Genomic DNA, 16,034 nt, shown 5'->3' with positions numbered 1-16,034 from the left:
CTAATATAGGGCGTTCCAAGCGGAGACCCAGCGCATGCACCCGATCCTGCTGCCGACCCCCGAAATCGCCGACGCGCTCGCCACGGGGCGCCCGGTGGTGGCGCTGGAATCGACCGTGATCTCCCACGGCATGCCCTATCCGCGCAATCTGGAGACCGCCCGCGCGCTGGAGGCGGAGGTGCGGGCCGCCGGCGCCCTCCCCGCCACCATCGCGGTGATGGACGGCCGCATCCGCATCGGGCTGGACGACGATGCGCTGGAACGGCTGGCGACCGCCGGCCATGCCGCGCGCAAACTGAGCCGCCGCGACCTGCCCGTCGCCCTGGCGACCGGGGCCCTTGGCGCCACCACGGTGGCGGCGACGATGATCGGGGCGCGGCTGGCCGGCATCTCCGTCTTCGCCACCGGCGGCATCGGCGGCGTCCATCGCGGAGCGGAGACCAGCTTCGACATCTCCGCCGACCTCGACGAACTGGCCCGCACGTCGGTCTGCGTGGTCTGCGCCGGAGCCAAGTCGATTCTCGACCTGCCCAAGACGCTGGAGCTGCTGGAAACCCGCGGCGTTCCGGTCCTGGGCTTCGGCACGGAGGAATTTCCCGCCTTCTACAGCCGCCGCAGCGGCCTGCCGGTCGATCATCGCTGTGACAACGTGCAGGAGGTCGCGGAAATCCTGCGGACGAAATGGCAGCTCGGTCTGGAGGGCGGCGTGCTGCTCGCCAACCCGATCTCAGCCGCCGACGAATTGGACGCCGATGCGATGGAGGAGGCGGTCGCCCAAGCGCTGGCCGACGCGGACGCCAAGAAAATCAAGGGAAAGGACATCACCCCGCACCTGCTGGCGGCGCTGGAGGCCATCACCGGCGGGCGCAGCCTGACCGCCAACATCGCGCTGATCCGTAACAATGCGCGGATTGCGGCAGGGGTGGCCGCCGCACTCGCCGGCCTCTAAAACCGATAGGATAGGACTACTCCCCTGGTGGTAAGGCTTTAGCCCCGGTACCGGCTTAAGACCCCGTTAACCGCCTGCGCGCAAATCTGTCGTCATCGAACGAGCGGAGGCTTCAATGCGCGCACCCAGCAGCACCTCGACCCTGGTTTCCCGGATGATTGCGATGGCCGGCCAAGGCGACGAGGCGCCGGGCGTCGCGGAGATGAAGGAGCCCGCACACGTCAAGCGCATCGTCTGGGCCTCCCAGGCAGCCAAGTTGCGCGTGTCGCTGTCCGCCCGCTCCATCCACGAGATCGAAGCCGCCGTAACCGCCGACCTGGACAGCATGGAACTGCCGGAAGTGTTCTTCACCTCCGTCGAGGTGGGCAGCCATGTGGTGACCTGCGACCTGGACGCCTCCGGCACCGCCTCCATCTTCGGGCTGATCGAGGCCCACGAATATGACGATCTGGTTGAAGAGGCCGGCGACGACGCCCTGTTCGGCGTCGATTGGGACGGCGTCTACATCACCCCGGCCCGCACGCGGCACTGAGCCCGGCGCCTCCGGTCCCAAAAGCCCCGCGTTCAAAAACGCCCCGCAGCCAGCCTGCGGGGCGTTTCGCGTTTGACTGTTCAGGATTTGCCAGCCGCCAGATGCCTTGCCGAGTGAGCTTCAAGCCGGCCGCTTCGGATCGTGACCTTCTCTTGGCCGTCATTCCCGCGAAGGCGGGAATCCAGCAGTTTCAGCCACTCAGCCGCAGAGTTTCCTGGATCCCCGCCTTCGCGGGGATGACGGCCGACAAGAGTTCGACAGCCTCCATTCGCTTTTTTCCCAACCCTGCGAAATCGGCCCCTACGAAATCGGCAGGGACGGCCGGTTCGCTCCGGCGGTGGGCATGCCGACCACCACATCGTCGCGGATCACCGGCAGACCGGCCCGCCGGTCCTCCCAGGCGGCCAGGAAGGCGTCGATGCAGTCGGCCGGCAGCGGGCGGCTGACGAAATAGCCCTGGATCAGGTCGCAGCCCATCAGCGACAGCACCTCCCACTGGGCCGCCTCCTCCACCCCTTCCGCCACCACGCTGTGCCTCAGATCGTGGGCGATGCGCGAGATGGACGACACCATGCTGCGCGCATCGGGCCGGCGGTGGACGTCGTCGATGAAGGCCTTGTCCAGCTTCAGCGTGTTGATCGGCAGCGTCCGCAAATAGGTCAGCGACGAATAGCCGGTGCCGAAATCGTCCAGCGCGATGTGGATGCCGGCCTTCCGCAGCGCGTTCAGCTTGCCGATGGCGGCATCGAGCGAGCCGATCATCTGCGACTCGGTGATTTCCAGCTCCAGCCGGTTCGCCGGCAGGCCGGTGCGGGCCAGGATCTCCAGAACCCGCGGCACGAAATCATGCTGGGCCAGCTGGACCGCCGACATGTTGACGCTCATCGTCACGTCGCCGGCCCCGCGGCAGGCCAGCCCCGCCGCCTCGATGCAGGCGGTTTCCAGCACCCACAGGCCGAGCGGGACGATCAGGCCGGAATCCTCGCAGACCGGAATGAAGCGGTCGGGCGACACCGGCCCCAGTTCCGAGTCGGTCCAGCGGATCAGCGCCTCGAAACCGCGGACCCGGCCGTCGCGCGTCGCGACCTGCGGCTGGTAATGCACGGTGAAGGCCTGGCGGTCGAAGGCCAGCCGGGCCCGGCTGAGCAGCCGCATGCGCTCCACCACCTTCAGGTTCATGTCGACGGTGAAGGTGCAGATGCGCCCGCGCCCGCTGTCCTTGGCCCGGTACATGGCTGTGTCGGCGTTCTGCAACAGATCGTCGAAGCAGCGGCCGTCCCAGGGATAGCGGGCGATGCCGACGCTGCATGTCACGAAAAAATGCTGTCCCTCGACCAGGAAGGGGGCGGCGAATGCCTGTTCCAGCCGTTGCGCCACCTCCGCCGGCTCGCCGGCCTCGCCACCCTGGACGACCACCACGAACTCGTCGCCGCCCAGCCGCGCGATGAACAGCCCGTCGCCCGCACCCTTGCGGATACGCAGCCCCAGCATCATCAGCAGCTCGTCGCCGGCCTTGTGGCCGAAGCCGTCGTTGATGAACTTGAAATTGTCCATGTCGAGGAACAGCAGCGCCAGCGGCCCGGCTTTGCCGGATGCCTTTGTGTCGGCGATCAGCCGGTCGACATGCCGTTCCAGGGTCAGCCGGTTGGGCAGGCCGGTCAGGGAATCGTAATGGGCCAGATGGTCCAGCCATGCCTGCTGCCGCTTCTGCGCGGTGATGTCGGTGTAGGAGCCGCCCATCATCACCGGCTTCCCCCGCCCTGCCGTCCCGCCCTGGCCGTCCCCATCGAACAGGATCTTGCCGGTGGCATAGAGCCACAGGTAATTGCCGTCGCGGTGGCGGACCCGGTATTCCACCCGGTATTCCGGCAGTTCGCCCGACAGGTGGCGCTGCAACGCCTCCTCCGCCAGCGACCGGTCTTCGGGATGGATGCGGTCGAACCAGGCCGCGCGGGAATCGATGCTGGCGGCATCGACGCCCAGCAGCTCCTCGACCCGGCCGGACAGGACGCGGACGTCATTGACGATGTCCCAGGTCCAGATGATGTCGCGCGATGCCTCCGCCACCAGCCGCATCCACCGCCCGCGTTCGCGCAGCGCATCCTTGCTGGCGGTCAGTTCGACGACCTTGGCCTGCAACTGCCGGCGCGACTCTGTCAGCGCCTCGTTGCTCCGCTGCAACGCCGCCTCGGTCTTCCGCCGGCTGCGCAGGGTGAGGGACAGCACCAGAACCATGCCGAACAGCAGCAGCAGCACGCCGCCGACCGTCACCACCAGCCAGCGGTAGGTCTCCATGAAGGAGAAGGGCTTGTCGACCAGCCGGTCAAGCGGCATCAGCCGCGCGGGATCGATCCCGTAGCGCTGCATCCGGCCGTAATCGGCGGCCCGGACGACCGACTGGCGTTGCTCCGCCGGCAGGCCGGCGATGGACGCGCCATTCACCAGGGCGGCGGCCAGCCGACCGACCGCGCGGCCATGCTCCTGCCCGCTCAGCAGGCTGCCGCCGGCGATGCCATGGCCCAGCAGGAATTCCTGCAAGCCATAGATCGGCACGCTGCTTTTCTCGCTCATCAGTTCCAGGAACTGCTCGGGCGGCAGGACCAGGCCTTTGGGGTCGGTGGCATAGGTGCCCAGCAGCACCGCGCTGTCCGGCGGCAGGGCGGCCAGCCGCTCCTCCAGCCGGGCGAAGGGCAGCGCCGGCAGGGTCTGCCGCTCCACCTCGGCGGGGAAGCGGCCGGCGGCGGCCAGCGCCTCGATCTCGGCGTCCAGCCCCAGGCCCGTCTCGGTGTCGTCATGCAGGATGAACAGGCGTTGCAGCCGCGGATTGGCCGCCATCGCCATGCGCACGGTGCCCTCGATGTCCTTGGCCTCGTCGATGCCGACGACATTGGCCTCGCGCTCGGTCAGCCGCCGCGCCGAAATCGGCAGCACGCCGCCATGCACCAGCGGCACCGGCCCGTAAATCTCGTGCCGCAAATCCAGGGCGAAGGAGAGCGCGGCATCGTCGGTGGAGACGATGGCGTCGACGGTGCCCTTGGGATGGCGGTAGGCGATCAGCGCCCGCAGCCGCTCGATCCCGGCGGGGTCTGGAAAGCGCTTCCAGTCCAGGTAATAGGGGATCGCCAGCGCATTGGGTGCCGCCGAGGCCAGCATGTCGGAGATGCCGTCCGCCTGTCCGTCGGTCCACTCATAGCCCTGGTGGTAGGAGTGCAGGACCAGCACCGTCCTGTTGGGCGGTGTCGCCCGCCCGCCCGCCGGCACCGACAGGGTCGCCAGCACAAGCAGTCCCAGCAGCAGGACGCCGCTACGCATCCATATGGAGGACCAGATGACGCTCCGTCCGGTCATGGGACACCCTTCGCTCGCTTGTCCGGCCGCCCCACGATGGCCGCGTGTCGGGCAGCCGCGGGAGGCGTAAAGAGGTTTGGCCTTTCCTGACAAAAGGATAAGCAGCGCAGTCATTTCGGCGCCAGAGTCTTTTGCTAAGGACTTCCCCGGAATTCATGGTTAATTTTCCATAGGAGATTGGAGAAATTAAAAAATACTCGCGCATGAGGCGCGGTCGATTATTTGCGCAGGCCGCCCTCTCATTTTGCAGCGCAAACCGCGGCAGCCGCCGGCTATTCTCGCATACGCACAATAGCCGCCCGGGATATCGCGGCTCCTTGCCGGCGGCCCTTTCGCGCTGGCGCCGCAGGAGAGCACCGCCGCGTCGTTGCGGAACAGAGGACAGTGCGCGGCTGTTGTCCCGGCTGCACCCCGCCCTTTCCTCCTCTTCGGGAGCCCCGCCCGTGTCCGCTGCCTCCACCCAGCCCACCCCCCGGCGCACTGCCAGGCCCCTGGCCTATACGCCATCGGTCGAAAACCCGGGCCCCGATGAAGCGCAGGTCTTCAACGATCTGGCCGAGACGATGCTGTCGATCAGCGCCAGGACCTTCGAGGACAGCGGCCATGCCAACCGCAGCGTCCATGCCAAGAGCCACGGGCTGCTGATCGGCCGGCTGGATGTGCTGGACGATTTGCCGGCCGAACTGGCCCAGGGACTGTTCGCGAAGGCGGAGAGCTATCCGGCAATCCTGCGGCTGTCGACGACGCCGGGCGACATCCTGCCCGACAGCGTCTCGACACCGCGCGGTTTGGCGGTGAAGGTGCTGGGCGTGTCCGGCGAGCGGCTGCCGGGGTCGGAGGGCGAGGCCACGCAGGATTTCGTCATGGCCAACGCCCCTGCCTTCTCGGCTCCCGATGCCGGGCAGTTCCTGTCGACGCTAAAGCTGCTGGCCGCCACCACCGACCGGGCGGAAACCGCGAAGAAGGTATTGTCGGCCGGCCTGCGCGTCGCCGAACGGGTGGTGGAGGCCTTCGGCGGCGAAAGCGCGACGCTGAAGACGCTGGGCGGCCACCCGGAAACCCACATTCTGGGCGAAACCTTCTACAGCCAGGCAGCATTGCGCCATGGCGACCACATCGCCAAGCTGTCGATCGTCCCGGTCTCGCCGAACCTGACCGCGCTTGCCGACGCGCCGCTGGATCTCAACGGCAAGCCGAACGGCATTCGCGAGGCGGTGACGGAGTTCTTCCGCGACCATGAGGCCGTCTGGGAGCTGCGCGCCCAGCTGCGCACCGACGAGGAGCGCATGCCGGTGGAGGATGCCAGCGTGGTATGGCCGGAGGATCTGAGCCCCTACCGCACCATCGCCCGCATCACCGTGCCGCCGCAGACGGCCTGGAGCGAAGAACGGTCGCGCTCCGGCGACGACCGGCTGGCCTTCAGCCCCTGGCATGGGCTGGCGGCGCACCGGCCGCTGGGCTCGATCATGCGCGCCCGGCGCCTTGCCTACGACCGCTCCGCCGAATTCCGCATGGAGCGGAACGGCTGCCCGATGCATGAACCGGCGGCTGGCTACCGGCTGCCGGGGTAGGCACACAATCCCCTCTCCCCCCTTGGGAGAGGGTTAGGGAGAGGGGGAATTACCCTCCTCACCCTCATTGCAGGCTGCGCTGCATCTCCTCGAAGGTGCGGGAGAAGCCGTTCAGCGGGAAATCGATGTCGCGCTTGCCCACGCGGGAGTTGACGCGGACCAGGATGGTCGAGCCGTTGCGGAACTGGTCGGCGACGCGGCCGGACACGAAGTTCGGGAACATGCACATGTTCAGCGTCGCCACATGCGATTCGATGCGCGGCTGGCGGTCGACGCGGATGGCGCAGCGGTCGATCAGACCCTGGCTGGTGGTCAGGAACAGGTGGAAGTCGTTGCCGGTCGGAATGATGCTGAGCGCGACGAAGCCGACATCCTTCCCGTCGTCGAACAGGCGGTAGATCATCAGCCGGCAGGTCTTGCTGTCGGTCATCCGGTCGATGTCGCACTGGTTGGTCCAGGCGCCCTCCGGCCCGAAGTCCGCCGCGGCCTTGGAGACGTCCACCGCGGCGGCGGGCTTGGCGGCGACCAGGGTCCCGGCCAGCCCCAGGGCCAATGCTCCAGCAGTGGCAACCGCCCTGAACCCGCCCCAGACCCCACCCAACAGACCCTTTGCACGCATAGCCCCGGCCCCCGCCATCGTTCGTATTAACACGGAATGCGCCATGATAACTGGCGGCGGCGGGGGTGCAAGGCACGAGATGCCGCGCATGGAACCGGTCAGCGGCCCTCCGCGCGGCATCTCGGGATCAGATGCGGCCTTCCTCGAAGTCGCGGAAGGCCTGCATCACCTCTTCCCGCGTGTTCATGACGAAGGGACCGCCCCAGGCGATGGGCTCGCCGATGGGCTCGCCGGCCAGCAGCAGGAAGCGCGCGCCGTCGGGTCCGGCGGCCGCCTCCACCCGCTCGCCGTCGCCCAGCACGATCACCCGCGGTCCCGACAGCAGCCCCTCCCCGCCGACATCCAGCGTGCCTTCGAACAGCACCAGGAAGGCGGTGTGGCCGGCCGGCAGCGGCTCGGCGAAGGCCACCGACGGCGGCAGCGCCACGTCGAAATAGCGGGCGTCGGTCGCCTCGGCCCGCACCGGGCCCGCCGTGCCGCGGGCGGTGTCGCCGGCGATGACGGTGACGGTCGCCCCGTCCTCGCGCCGCTCCACCGGGATGGAGGCTGCCGGGAACTCCTGATAGCGCGGCTCGGTCATCTTCAGCCGGGCCGGCAGGTTGATCCACAGCTGGAAGCCACGCATCAGCCCTTCGGTCTGCTCCGGCATCTCCGAATGGATCAGGCCGCGGCCGGCGGTCATCCATTGCACGCCGCCGGTCTCGATCACGCCCTCATGCCCATGGTTGTCGGCATGGCGCATGCGGCCGGCCAGCATGTAGGTCACCGTCTCGAACCCGCGATGGGGATGGTCGGGGAAACCGGCGAGATAGTCGGTCGGCCGGTCGGACCCGAACAGGTCGAGCATCAGGAAGGGGTCGAGCGTGCGCAGGCGCGGCGAGCCCAGCATGCGGGTCATGCTGACCCCGGCACCGTCGGAGGTCGCCATGCCCTCGACGGCGGCAAGCACCGGGCGGACAGCGGGGATCGCGGACGTGACGGACATGGCGGCAACTCCTGAGCGGACACAATGACGATGCACCACAGGTAGTCCCTCCCAGCCCCGCCGTGAAGCCGGCCCGCCCGCGCCACAGCGTTCCGCTCCGCGCAACAATCGGACACGAAAAAGGCCGCCGGAGAACCGGCGGCCTTTTCGCGAGAGACCCGTGGGAAAGGGATGTTCTTAGTGGATGCTCTCGCCATGCAGGGCGAGGTCGAGACCGTCGCGCTCCACATCTTCCTCGACGCGCAGGCCCATGACCACATCGACGACCTTCAGCAGGACGAAGGTGGCGACGGCGCACCAGACCATGGTGTAGAGGACGCCCTGGACCTGGATCCAGACGGCGGCGGCGTTGCCTTCCAGCAGGCCCAGCGTGGCCTTCGGGTCGGCCTGGAGGACCGCGGCGAAGCCGCCTTCGCTGTTGGACACCGACATCTTGGCGAACACGCCGGTCAGGATGGCGCCGATCAGGCCGCCGACGCCGTGCACGCCGAAGGCGTCCAGGCTGTCGTCATAGCCCAGCATGTGCTTGAGGCTGGTGGCCGACCAGAAGCAGACCACGCCGGCGACGATGCCGATGACGATGGCGCCCGTCGGGTCGACGAAGCCGGCGGCCGGGGTCACCGCGACCAGGCCGGCGACGGCGCCGGAGATGATGCCGAGGATCGACGGCTTGCCCTTGACGATCCACTCCGCGAACAGCCAGCCCATGGCGGCACCGGCGGTGGCGATGTGCGTGGCGGCCAGCGCCATGCCGGCGCGCGGACCGGCGGTCAGGGCCGAACCGGCGTTGAAGCCGAACCAGCCGACCCACAGCAGCGAGGCGCCGATCAGCGACAGCACCAGGTTGTGCGGCATGAAGGCTTCCTTCGGATAGCCCTTGCGCTTGCCGATCACCAGCGCGGCGACCAGGCCGGCGACGCCAGCGTTGATGTGCACGACGGTGCCGCCGGCGAAGTCCAGCACGCCCAGGCCGAACAGGAAGCCCGACGGGTACCAGACCCAGTGGGCGATCGGCGCATAGACCACGATCGACCACAGGGCGGTGAAGACCAGCAGGGAGGAGAACTTCATGCGGTCGGCGAAGGCGCCGGTGATCAGGGCCGGGGTGATGATCGCGAAGGTCATCTGGAACATCATGAAGACCGGCTCGGGGATGGTCGTCGGGACGCCCGACCCCGTCGCCTCGCCCAGCACGAAGGCCTTCGTGAAGTCGAGCCCGTTGAGGAACAGCCGGTCGAGACCGCCGACATAGGCACCGGTGCCGGTGAAGGCCAGGCTGTAGCCGATGACGTACCACAGGACGCTGATCAGGCAGGTGATGGCGAAGCTCTGCATCACCGTCGACAGCACGTTCATCTTGCGGACCATGCCGCCGTAGAACAGCGCCAGGCCGGGGATGGTCATCATCAGCACCAGCGCGGTGGAGATGAGCATCCAGGCGGTGTCGCCGCCATTCAGCGCCGGAGCCGCCGGTGCGGCAGCAGCGGCGGCAGCCGCAGCCGCGGCAGCGGCGGCAGCCGCCGGATCCTGGGCAAGGGCTGCGGCCGGCATGCCGACCGCGCCCAGAGCAACCGCCATCATCGGTGCGGCCATAAGGAACAGACGGTTCATCGAGGCTCCTCTTTCTCCAAAATCGCTCCCACCCCCGGACGGCCGGCGCGGCACCGGAGGTGTTCCGCGCACAGGGCACCGCACTGGGGCGACCCCGTCCCGGTCGCCCCGTCCCCGGCAAAGACGGGGCGGCGGACGGGACCAAGGACGCCTCCAGCGTTACAAGAAGCGTGCCAGTCGAAAACGGCTTGGAATCGTCAGGGTTGTCCCAGGCCGGGACCCCCGAACGGGCACCCTCCTACGAGTCGCACCCGGTGTTTGCACAGGAAATGGGCAGATCTCGGAACCGACATTTCGCCGCAAATTCCGGGCTTTCGACCGGACGGCAGGGCCGGCAGCCCGATATCGGTCGGCTTCCACCCCGCACTCTGGCTGTCATTCCGGCAGATGATGAAAATTTAGGCACGGCATGGCCTGCAAGGCGCTCATTGCGGCGGCATCGCAGCGACGCCGGGCTGGCAATCTATCTCTTCCATCCAGTCCGTTCGGCGGGGTGGTGCATACGCCCCCCTTTCCTCCTAAGACTGGGGAGAGCCGGTGCGGCGGGTAAGCCGATGCGACCCTTCCGCCGCGCCTATTGGACATGGCGGCGAGATGTGGCACCGTCAACGCCTCCATATGGAATGGCCGCAGCCGAGCGGCCGCAAGAATAAGGCAAAGGGGGTAACGGCCATGCTCGACAAACGGGATCTGCGCCTCGCACCGCGACGTGCGGTGGCGCTGGTGCTGGCCGGGGGACGCGGAAGCCGTCTGAAGCAGCTGACCGACCGGCGGGCCAAGCCGGCGACATATTTCGGCGGCAAGTACCGCATCATCGACTTCGCGCTGTCCAACTGCGTCAACTCCGGCTTCCGCCGCATCGGCGTGCTGACGCAGTACAAGTCTCACAGCCTTCTGCGCCATCTCCAGCGCGGCTGGAACGTCTTCCGCGGCGAGATGAACGAGTTCTGCGACCTGCTGCCGGCCCAGCAGCGCGTCAGCGAGACCGAGTGGTACCAGGGCACCGCCGACGCCGTGTACCAGAACCTCGACATCCTGCGCGACCACGAGCCGGAATATGTCCTGATCCTGGCCGGCGACCACATCTACAAGATGGATTACGGCGCGCTGCTGCTCGACCACATCGACCGCAAGGCCGACGTCACCGTCCCCTGCATCGCGGTCCCGCGCGAACAAGCGAGCGGCTTCGGCGTGATGCACATCGACGAGGAGCGCCGCATCATCGACTTCGTCGAGAAGCCGGCCGACCCGCCGCCGATGCCCGGCCGCCCCGACATGGCGCTGGCCAGCATGGGCATCTACGTCTTCAACGCCCAGTTCCTCTACGACCAGCTGGAGCGCGACGTCGCCACCCCCGGCTCCAGCCGCGATTTCGGCAAGGACATCATCCCGCATCTGGTGAAGACCGGCGCCCGCATCATCGCCCACGATTATGCCGACAGCGCCATCATCGACGCGCCGGACGACGCCCCCTACTGGCGCGACGTCGGCACCATCGACGCCTATTGGGAAGCCAACCTCGACCTCTGCCACGTCACGCCGCAGTTGAACATGTACAACCGCGACTGGCCGATCTTCACCTATCAGGAGCAGCTTCCCCCCGCCAAGTTCGTCTTCGACGACGAGAACCGCCGCGGCACGGCGATCGACAGCCTGGTGTCGGGCGGCTGCATCATCTCCGGCTCGACCGTGCGCCGCTCGCTGCTGTTCAGCTCGGTCCGCGTCAACTCCTACAGCGAGCTGCACGAGGCGGTGGTCCTGCCGGAGTGCGACATCGGCCGCCATTGCCGCCTGAAGAAGGTGGTGATCGACCGCGGCGTCAGCATCCCCAACGGCCTCGTCGTCGGCGAGGACGCGGAGCTGGACGCCAGGCGCTTCCACCGCAGCGAGGGCGGCGTCGTCCTGATCACCCGCGAGATGATCGAGAAGCTGCCGAAGGAGTAAGGCGGCATTTCGCCGCCCTCCCCCGCACCATGGCCTGCGCCGATGCGGTCCGGCTCCCCACCGGACCCGCATCGGCGCTATACCATGTCCACACCCTCCCGCCTTTCACCCCTCCCGCCTATCGCCGAGTGCCTTCCCGATGCGCGTCCTCTACGTCACGTCCGAATGCTACCCGATGGTCAAGACGGGGGGGCTGGCCGACGTGTCCGCCGCCCTGCCGCCGGCCCTGAACGCCGCCGGCGCCGATGTCCGCCTGCTGCTGCCGGGCTATCCCGCCGTCCTGAACAGTTTGCAGAACCTGCATGAGGTCGGCGACCTGATCACCGACCTGCCCGGCTGCGACCGCGCCCAGCTGTGCATCGGCCGCACCGCCGACGGGGTTCTCGCCTATGCGCTGAAGGCGCCGTCGCTGTACGACCGTCCCGGCAACCCCTATCTCGGGCCGGACGGCAAGGACTGGGCCGACAACGCCCTGCGCTTCGCAGCCCTCGCCTGGGTCGCCGCCGGCTTCGCGGCGGAGACCTCCTACGATCCCTGGTGGCGACCCGACATCCTGCACGGCCATGACTGGCAGGCGGCGCTGATCCCCGCCTATCTGACCCTGCGCCCCGACCGTTTCGCCGGCCCCTTCCGGCCGGGCACGGTGCTGACCATCCACAACATCGCCTATCAGGGCCTGTTCGGCCCCTGGATGATGGGCGACCTCGGCCTGCCCTCCTCCAGCTTCCGCGTCGATGGGGTCGAGTATTACGGCAACATCAGCTTCCTGAAGGCCGGTTGCTTCTATGCCGACCGCCTGACCACGGTCAGCCCGACCTACGCCAACGAGATCCAGACGGCCGAGCACGGCACCGGCCTGCAGGGTCTGCTCGCCACCCGCTCCGACGTGCTGACCGGCATCCTGAACGGCGTCGATTACGCGGTGTGGGATCCGGCGACCGACCCGCATCTGCCCGCCCGCTACACCCCCGACGATCTGGGCGGAAAGGACGCCTGCAAGGCCGATCTGCAATCCGCCTTCGGCCTGGACCGCCGCCCCGACGCGCCCTTGGCCGCCGTGGTCAGCCGCCTGACCTGGCACAAGGGCCTCGATCTGGTTCTGGAGGCCGCCGGCCAATGGGTGTCCTGGGGCGGCCAGCTGGTGGTTCTGGGCAGCGGCGACGCCTCCAGCGAGGCCGGCTTCCGCCAGCTTGCCCAATGGCATCCGCAATCCATCGGCGTCCGCATCGGCTATGACGAGCCGCTGTCCCACCGCATCCAGGCCGGATCCGACCTGTTCCTGGTGCCGTCCCGGTCGGAACCCTGCGGCCTGACCCAGCTCTATGCCCTGAAATACGGCACGCTGCCGCTGGTCCGCCGCACCGGCGGCCTCGCCGACACGGTGATCGACGCCAACCCGGCCGCCAGCGCCGACGGCAGCGCGACGGGGTTCCAGTTCGTCAACGCGACCGGCCAGGAACTGGTGTGGGCGCTGCGCCGGGCGATGAGCGTCTACCGCAAGCCCGACCGCTGGCAGGCGATGCAGCGCCGCGCCATGACGCGGGACTTCGGCTGGCACGGGCCGGCGGAGGAGTACATGGAGCTTTATCGGGGGTTGGTGAAGTAGCGAAACAAGCCTCTTGCTTAACGTCTGCTTCCGTTCATGCAATTCGAAAGCAGGCGTTAAGCTGATCTGGTGTAAGTTGTCCCGGTTCGAGATTGGCGCCTGTTAGGTCAGCACCTGTTAGATTAGCGCCTGTTAAGTCAGCACGCCTCAGATCGGCGCCTGTCAGATTAGCGCGTGTCAGGGTCGCGTAAGTCAGGTCGGCGCGCATCAGGATCGTGCCCCTCAAGTCAGCACCCGTCAAGTCGGTGTTCCTAAGGTCGGCACCCGTCAAGTCAGCGTCCCTTAGATCAGCACCCGCCAGATCAGCGTTTGTCAAATTGGCACGGATTAGATCGGCATCCACCAGAGTGACACGATTCAGACCTGCACCCATTAGGTCGGCGCGCGTCAGAGCAGCGGACGTCAAGTCGGCGCGCATTAGAGTAGCGTCCCTCAGGTCGGCGTGCGTCAGATCAACGTGCGTCAGGTCGGTATCTCTCAGATCGGCACCCGTCAGTTTGGCGCCCATCAGGTCGGCGCGCGTCAGGTTGGCACCTCTTAGCTTCGCCCCTATCAGGTTGGCACGTGTCAGGTTGAGGCCCATTAAGTCTGTGCCGCTAAGGTCAAAGATGTGAAGTGTATCCCGAGCAACGGACCATTCCATCATAGGCCCAGAGAGGCGATGCAAGGTTGCTGCCAGAATTGTAGGATTGATAAAAATGGGATCGGATTTCTCAACCGAAACACTGAAAGCTGACGCAACTGCGCAAAGCATAGCTATCTCTGCATTGCGAACCAGCCGCTCGCTGTCTCGGGAGCGCTTTACTCCGTCTGGCATGGGCATGCCTGTTTCTAGGCACTCTACCAAGAGGCTGGACAGGGCGTTCCGCCATCGGGTGACCTCCAGAGGACTGCGATCAGCTTCAGCAGCCACTTGCGCGGACAGAAAGCCATAGGTTGCCCAGTCCATGACCGCTGGACCGCACAATTCCAGCCATTTCCTTAACGCTGCTTCGGTCATGTAACGGTCCACGTCTTGGGTGTCCGGCATGCTCGGCATTAGCCGAACCACCCGGCGAGCTGTCAGGAACTGACCGAAGCTTTTATGAGTGAATTCGACCAGTCGATACTCCATCCCTTGATGAGCACGACAGAAAAAACTGTCGAGTAGTGTGGTTAAGGCAGCATCAGTGTTATCGGAAAGACGTCTCAGTTCCTTGGACAGCTTATTCTCCTCAAGCCGTCTTTCCACTGCACTCAACGGTACAGCGCGGTCGGTGCCAGCATGCCATGCCGCCACCGCGACCTCCTCCAGCATCTGCTCCAACCGAGCACGGACAGGATCAATAGCCTCCGTGCTCCCATCCCCTGGATGCCGCCGATGAATACGGTCGAGGACATGCCCAAACAGACGGGTGTAAAGGTCGTGCACTCCGCTGATCGTAGCTGCCCGTTCTGGTCCTTCCTCAGTCAGGATTTGTGCCAGCAGCCAATTTAACAGCGGTTGCTCAGTCAGCGAATCAATATGCGGGTCATCGCGCTTCAGCGGCTCAGGCATTCCACCCACTGGATCGAAGGAGTGCCACCAATCCGACCGCTGGTCGAGATTTGCCAAGTTCTGCGGTTCGTAACCGTAACAGTCATCATCAGCAATATTATAGCGCAGCACATGCAGACGGGCGTCATCGTCGCGACCAATGGCCCCGGTGGCGACCGCAGCACCCGTGGCGCCCGGCCGGCCGGCAAGCAACAGCAGCACACGAGTGCTTTCACGGTTCCACTCCGACAATCGCTGTCCCAAATCGGCGATGAACCCGTTCAATAGTACTGTCGCCCCTTGGCCCGACTTGGCCAATTCGTCCAGTCCGTCCAGAATCAGTACCAGCGGCTCGCCAGTCGGTAGAGGATTGAAGGGATCGTGTCCTAGGTCGCTGGCTAGATAACGCGCCAACTCCTCAAGCGAGCCTTTGGCGATGTTAAGCCGGGTGAGCGAAACCAGCAGCACCCGCCGCTTTTCTGCCGCCAGCAGGGCAGCGAGCCTCATACAGGCACTCGACTTGCCAGCGCCGGCTTCGCCGGACAGCACACGAATCCTGTCTGCTGGAGCATGGTTCGTTCGGGTCGCCCAGACGTACAGCGTGTCGTCCAACCAGACGAGAGTCCGTTTGCGCGGCTCTCCGTTTGTTCTTTCCGGCGCTTCCGGATCGCCAACCGCTGCCCGCAAGGGAACGTAGAGATCGTTCAGGGAACAGCGGATCTTCTCCGGGTTCAGCGCCCGCAACGGCGCATCCATCGCCTTGACCAAGCGGTCACGGTAGGCGTTCCACTGCAACGACCGCTGCGCCGCCGGGTCGAACGGCGTCGGCTCCAGCGCCGCCCGCAGCGCCTGATACTCCTTTTCCCGCTCCGCGTTCCGCCACTCCCCGGCCAGCGCCAGCGGCAGCGCGTCGGCGAAGGCGCGGCGGATCGGCGGCCGCTTGTCGTCGGGCACCGCACAGACCCGCATGAACCAGTCGAACCGGGTCAGCAACGCCACCAGACCCGGCCAGCGCTCCGGATCGGTGAAGGCGATTTCGGTCAGGTCTAAGGATGTTTCGGCGGTGGCGCCCAGGATCGCCGCCTCGATCTCCTGCGAATCAGCCTCGGCCGCCATCACCGGGGCGTTGCGCGCCTCCGCCTGGATGATGCGGATGGCGGCGGCATAGGCGGCGCGCTGAAGCAGCAGCTTCGCCCCCTCCTCCGCCGTGGGCTGGATTTTCGGATCGGCCTTGAAAGCACCGGTGGCGTCGATCACCCCCTTGATCGCGCTGGCGAATTTCAGATCGGCCAGATCGACCGCCACCTTGCCGAACGCCCGCACAAGGCTGGCCCGCTCAACCGCAACCATGGT

The 16,034-nt window shown here is 66.7% G+C and carries 10 protein-coding genes; 5 read left to right on the top strand and 5 right to left on the bottom strand.

The features are described from left to right. The first annotated feature begins 34 nt into the window (after positions 1–34). Together ABNQ40_RS18205 and ABNQ40_RS18200 are read left to right on the top strand one after the other, a co-directional pair. Positions 35–949: a pseudouridine-5'-phosphate glycosidase gene (locus tag ABNQ40_RS18205; RefSeq protein WP_391348491.1), complete on the top strand. Its 915-nt coding sequence runs from the start codon at positions 35–37 to the stop codon at positions 947–949. A gap of 115 nt (positions 950–1,064) precedes the next feature. Beyond that, a complete protein-coding gene (locus tag ABNQ40_RS18200; protein ID WP_109051915.1) occupies positions 1,065–1,481 on the top strand; it encodes a hypothetical protein in 417 nt (138 codons plus the stop codon). Between the two features lie 300 nt (positions 1,482–1,781). Here the strand turns inward: ABNQ40_RS18200 and ABNQ40_RS18195 are convergent, their stop codons facing one another. After that, positions 1,782–4,829, bottom strand: coding sequence for an EAL domain-containing protein (locus tag ABNQ40_RS18195; RefSeq protein WP_391348489.1), 3,048 nt, complete (start codon positions 4,827–4,829; stop codon positions 1,782–1,784). Between the two features lie 443 nt (positions 4,830–5,272). Here ABNQ40_RS18195 and ABNQ40_RS18190 point away from each other — a divergent pair, with 443 nt between their 5' ends. Then, a complete protein-coding gene (locus ABNQ40_RS18190) occupies positions 5,273–6,400 on the top strand; it encodes a catalase family protein (protein WP_391348487.1) in 1,128 nt (375 codons plus the stop codon). Positions 6,401–6,464: 64 nt separating this feature from the next. On the opposite strand, the gene ABNQ40_RS18185 is transcribed toward ABNQ40_RS18190, so the two are convergent. From ABNQ40_RS18185 to ABNQ40_RS18175, 3 genes are all read right to left on the bottom strand, one after another. Further along, on the bottom strand, positions 6,465–7,019 hold the full coding sequence (locus ABNQ40_RS18185) for a hypothetical protein (RefSeq protein WP_391348485.1): 555 nt from the start codon (positions 7,017–7,019) through the stop codon (positions 6,465–6,467). A 127-nt stretch (positions 7,020–7,146) separates the two neighbouring features. Continuing rightward, the gene (locus ABNQ40_RS18180) at positions 7,147–8,004 is read right to left on the bottom strand and encodes a pirin family protein (protein ID WP_391348483.1); all 858 of its coding nucleotides are present in this window, start codon (positions 8,002–8,004) and stop codon (positions 7,147–7,149) included. Between the two features lie 177 nt (positions 8,005–8,181). Then, entirely contained in the window at positions 8,182–9,615 is a 1,434-nt protein-coding gene (locus ABNQ40_RS18175; protein WP_109051910.1) for an ammonium transporter, read from the bottom strand. Between the two features lie 672 nt (positions 9,616–10,287). Between ABNQ40_RS18175 and glgC the strand changes: the two genes are divergently transcribed. Together glgC and glgA are read left to right on the top strand one after the other, a co-directional pair. Beyond that, entirely contained in the window at positions 10,288–11,559 is a 1,272-nt protein-coding gene (gene glgC / locus ABNQ40_RS18170; protein ID WP_109051909.1) for a glucose-1-phosphate adenylyltransferase, read from the top strand. Positions 11,560–11,698: 139 nt separating this feature from the next. Further along, positions 11,699–13,165: a glycogen synthase GlgA gene (glgA, locus tag ABNQ40_RS18165; protein ID WP_109051908.1), complete on the top strand. Its 1,467-nt coding sequence runs from the start codon at positions 11,699–11,701 to the stop codon at positions 13,163–13,165. A 34-nt stretch (positions 13,166–13,199) separates the two neighbouring features. On the opposite strand, the gene ABNQ40_RS18160 is transcribed toward glgA, so the two are convergent. Then, on the bottom strand, positions 13,200–16,031 hold the full coding sequence (locus ABNQ40_RS18160) for a pentapeptide repeat-containing protein (RefSeq protein ID WP_109051907.1): 2,832 nt from the start codon (positions 16,029–16,031) through the stop codon (positions 13,200–13,202). Positions 16,032–16,034 lie beyond the last annotated feature (3 nt).

The organism is Azospirillum sp. A23 (genome assembly GCF_042938965.1).
Classification (GTDB): Bacteria; Pseudomonadota; Alphaproteobacteria; order Azospirillales; family Azospirillaceae; genus Azospirillum; species Azospirillum melinis.
The sequence above is the reverse complement of the archived record's forward strand: the minus strand, read 5'-3'. Positions and strand labels throughout refer to the sequence as shown.

Coding starts and splice junctions, on each gene's coding strand:
- glgA (WP_109051908.1), top strand. CDS start 11,699: ATGCGCGTCCTCTACGTCACGTCCGAATGCTACCCGATGGTCAAGACG.
- ABNQ40_RS18205 (WP_391348491.1), top strand. CDS start 35: ATGCACCCGATCCTGCTGCCGACCCCCGAAATCGCCGACGCGCTCGCC.
- glgC (WP_109051909.1), top strand. CDS start 10,288: ATGCTCGACAAACGGGATCTGCGCCTCGCACCGCGACGTGCGGTGGCG.
- ABNQ40_RS18185 (WP_391348485.1), bottom strand. CDS start 7,019: ATGCGTGCAAAGGGTCTGTTGGGTGGGGTCTGGGGCGGGTTCAGGGCG.
- ABNQ40_RS18175 (WP_109051910.1), bottom strand. CDS start 9,615: ATGAACCGTCTGTTCCTTATGGCCGCACCGATGATGGCGGTTGCTCTG.
- ABNQ40_RS18180 (WP_391348483.1), bottom strand. CDS start 8,004: ATGTCCGTCACGTCCGCGATCCCCGCTGTCCGCCCGGTGCTTGCCGCC.
- ABNQ40_RS18195 (WP_391348489.1), bottom strand. CDS start 4,829: ATGACCGGACGGAGCGTCATCTGGTCCTCCATATGGATGCGTAGCGGC.
- ABNQ40_RS18160 (WP_109051907.1), bottom strand. CDS start 16,031: ATGGTTGCGGTTGAGCGGGCCAGCCTTGTGCGGGCGTTCGGCAAGGTG.
- ABNQ40_RS18200 (WP_109051915.1), top strand. CDS start 1,065: ATGCGCGCACCCAGCAGCACCTCGACCCTGGTTTCCCGGATGATTGCG.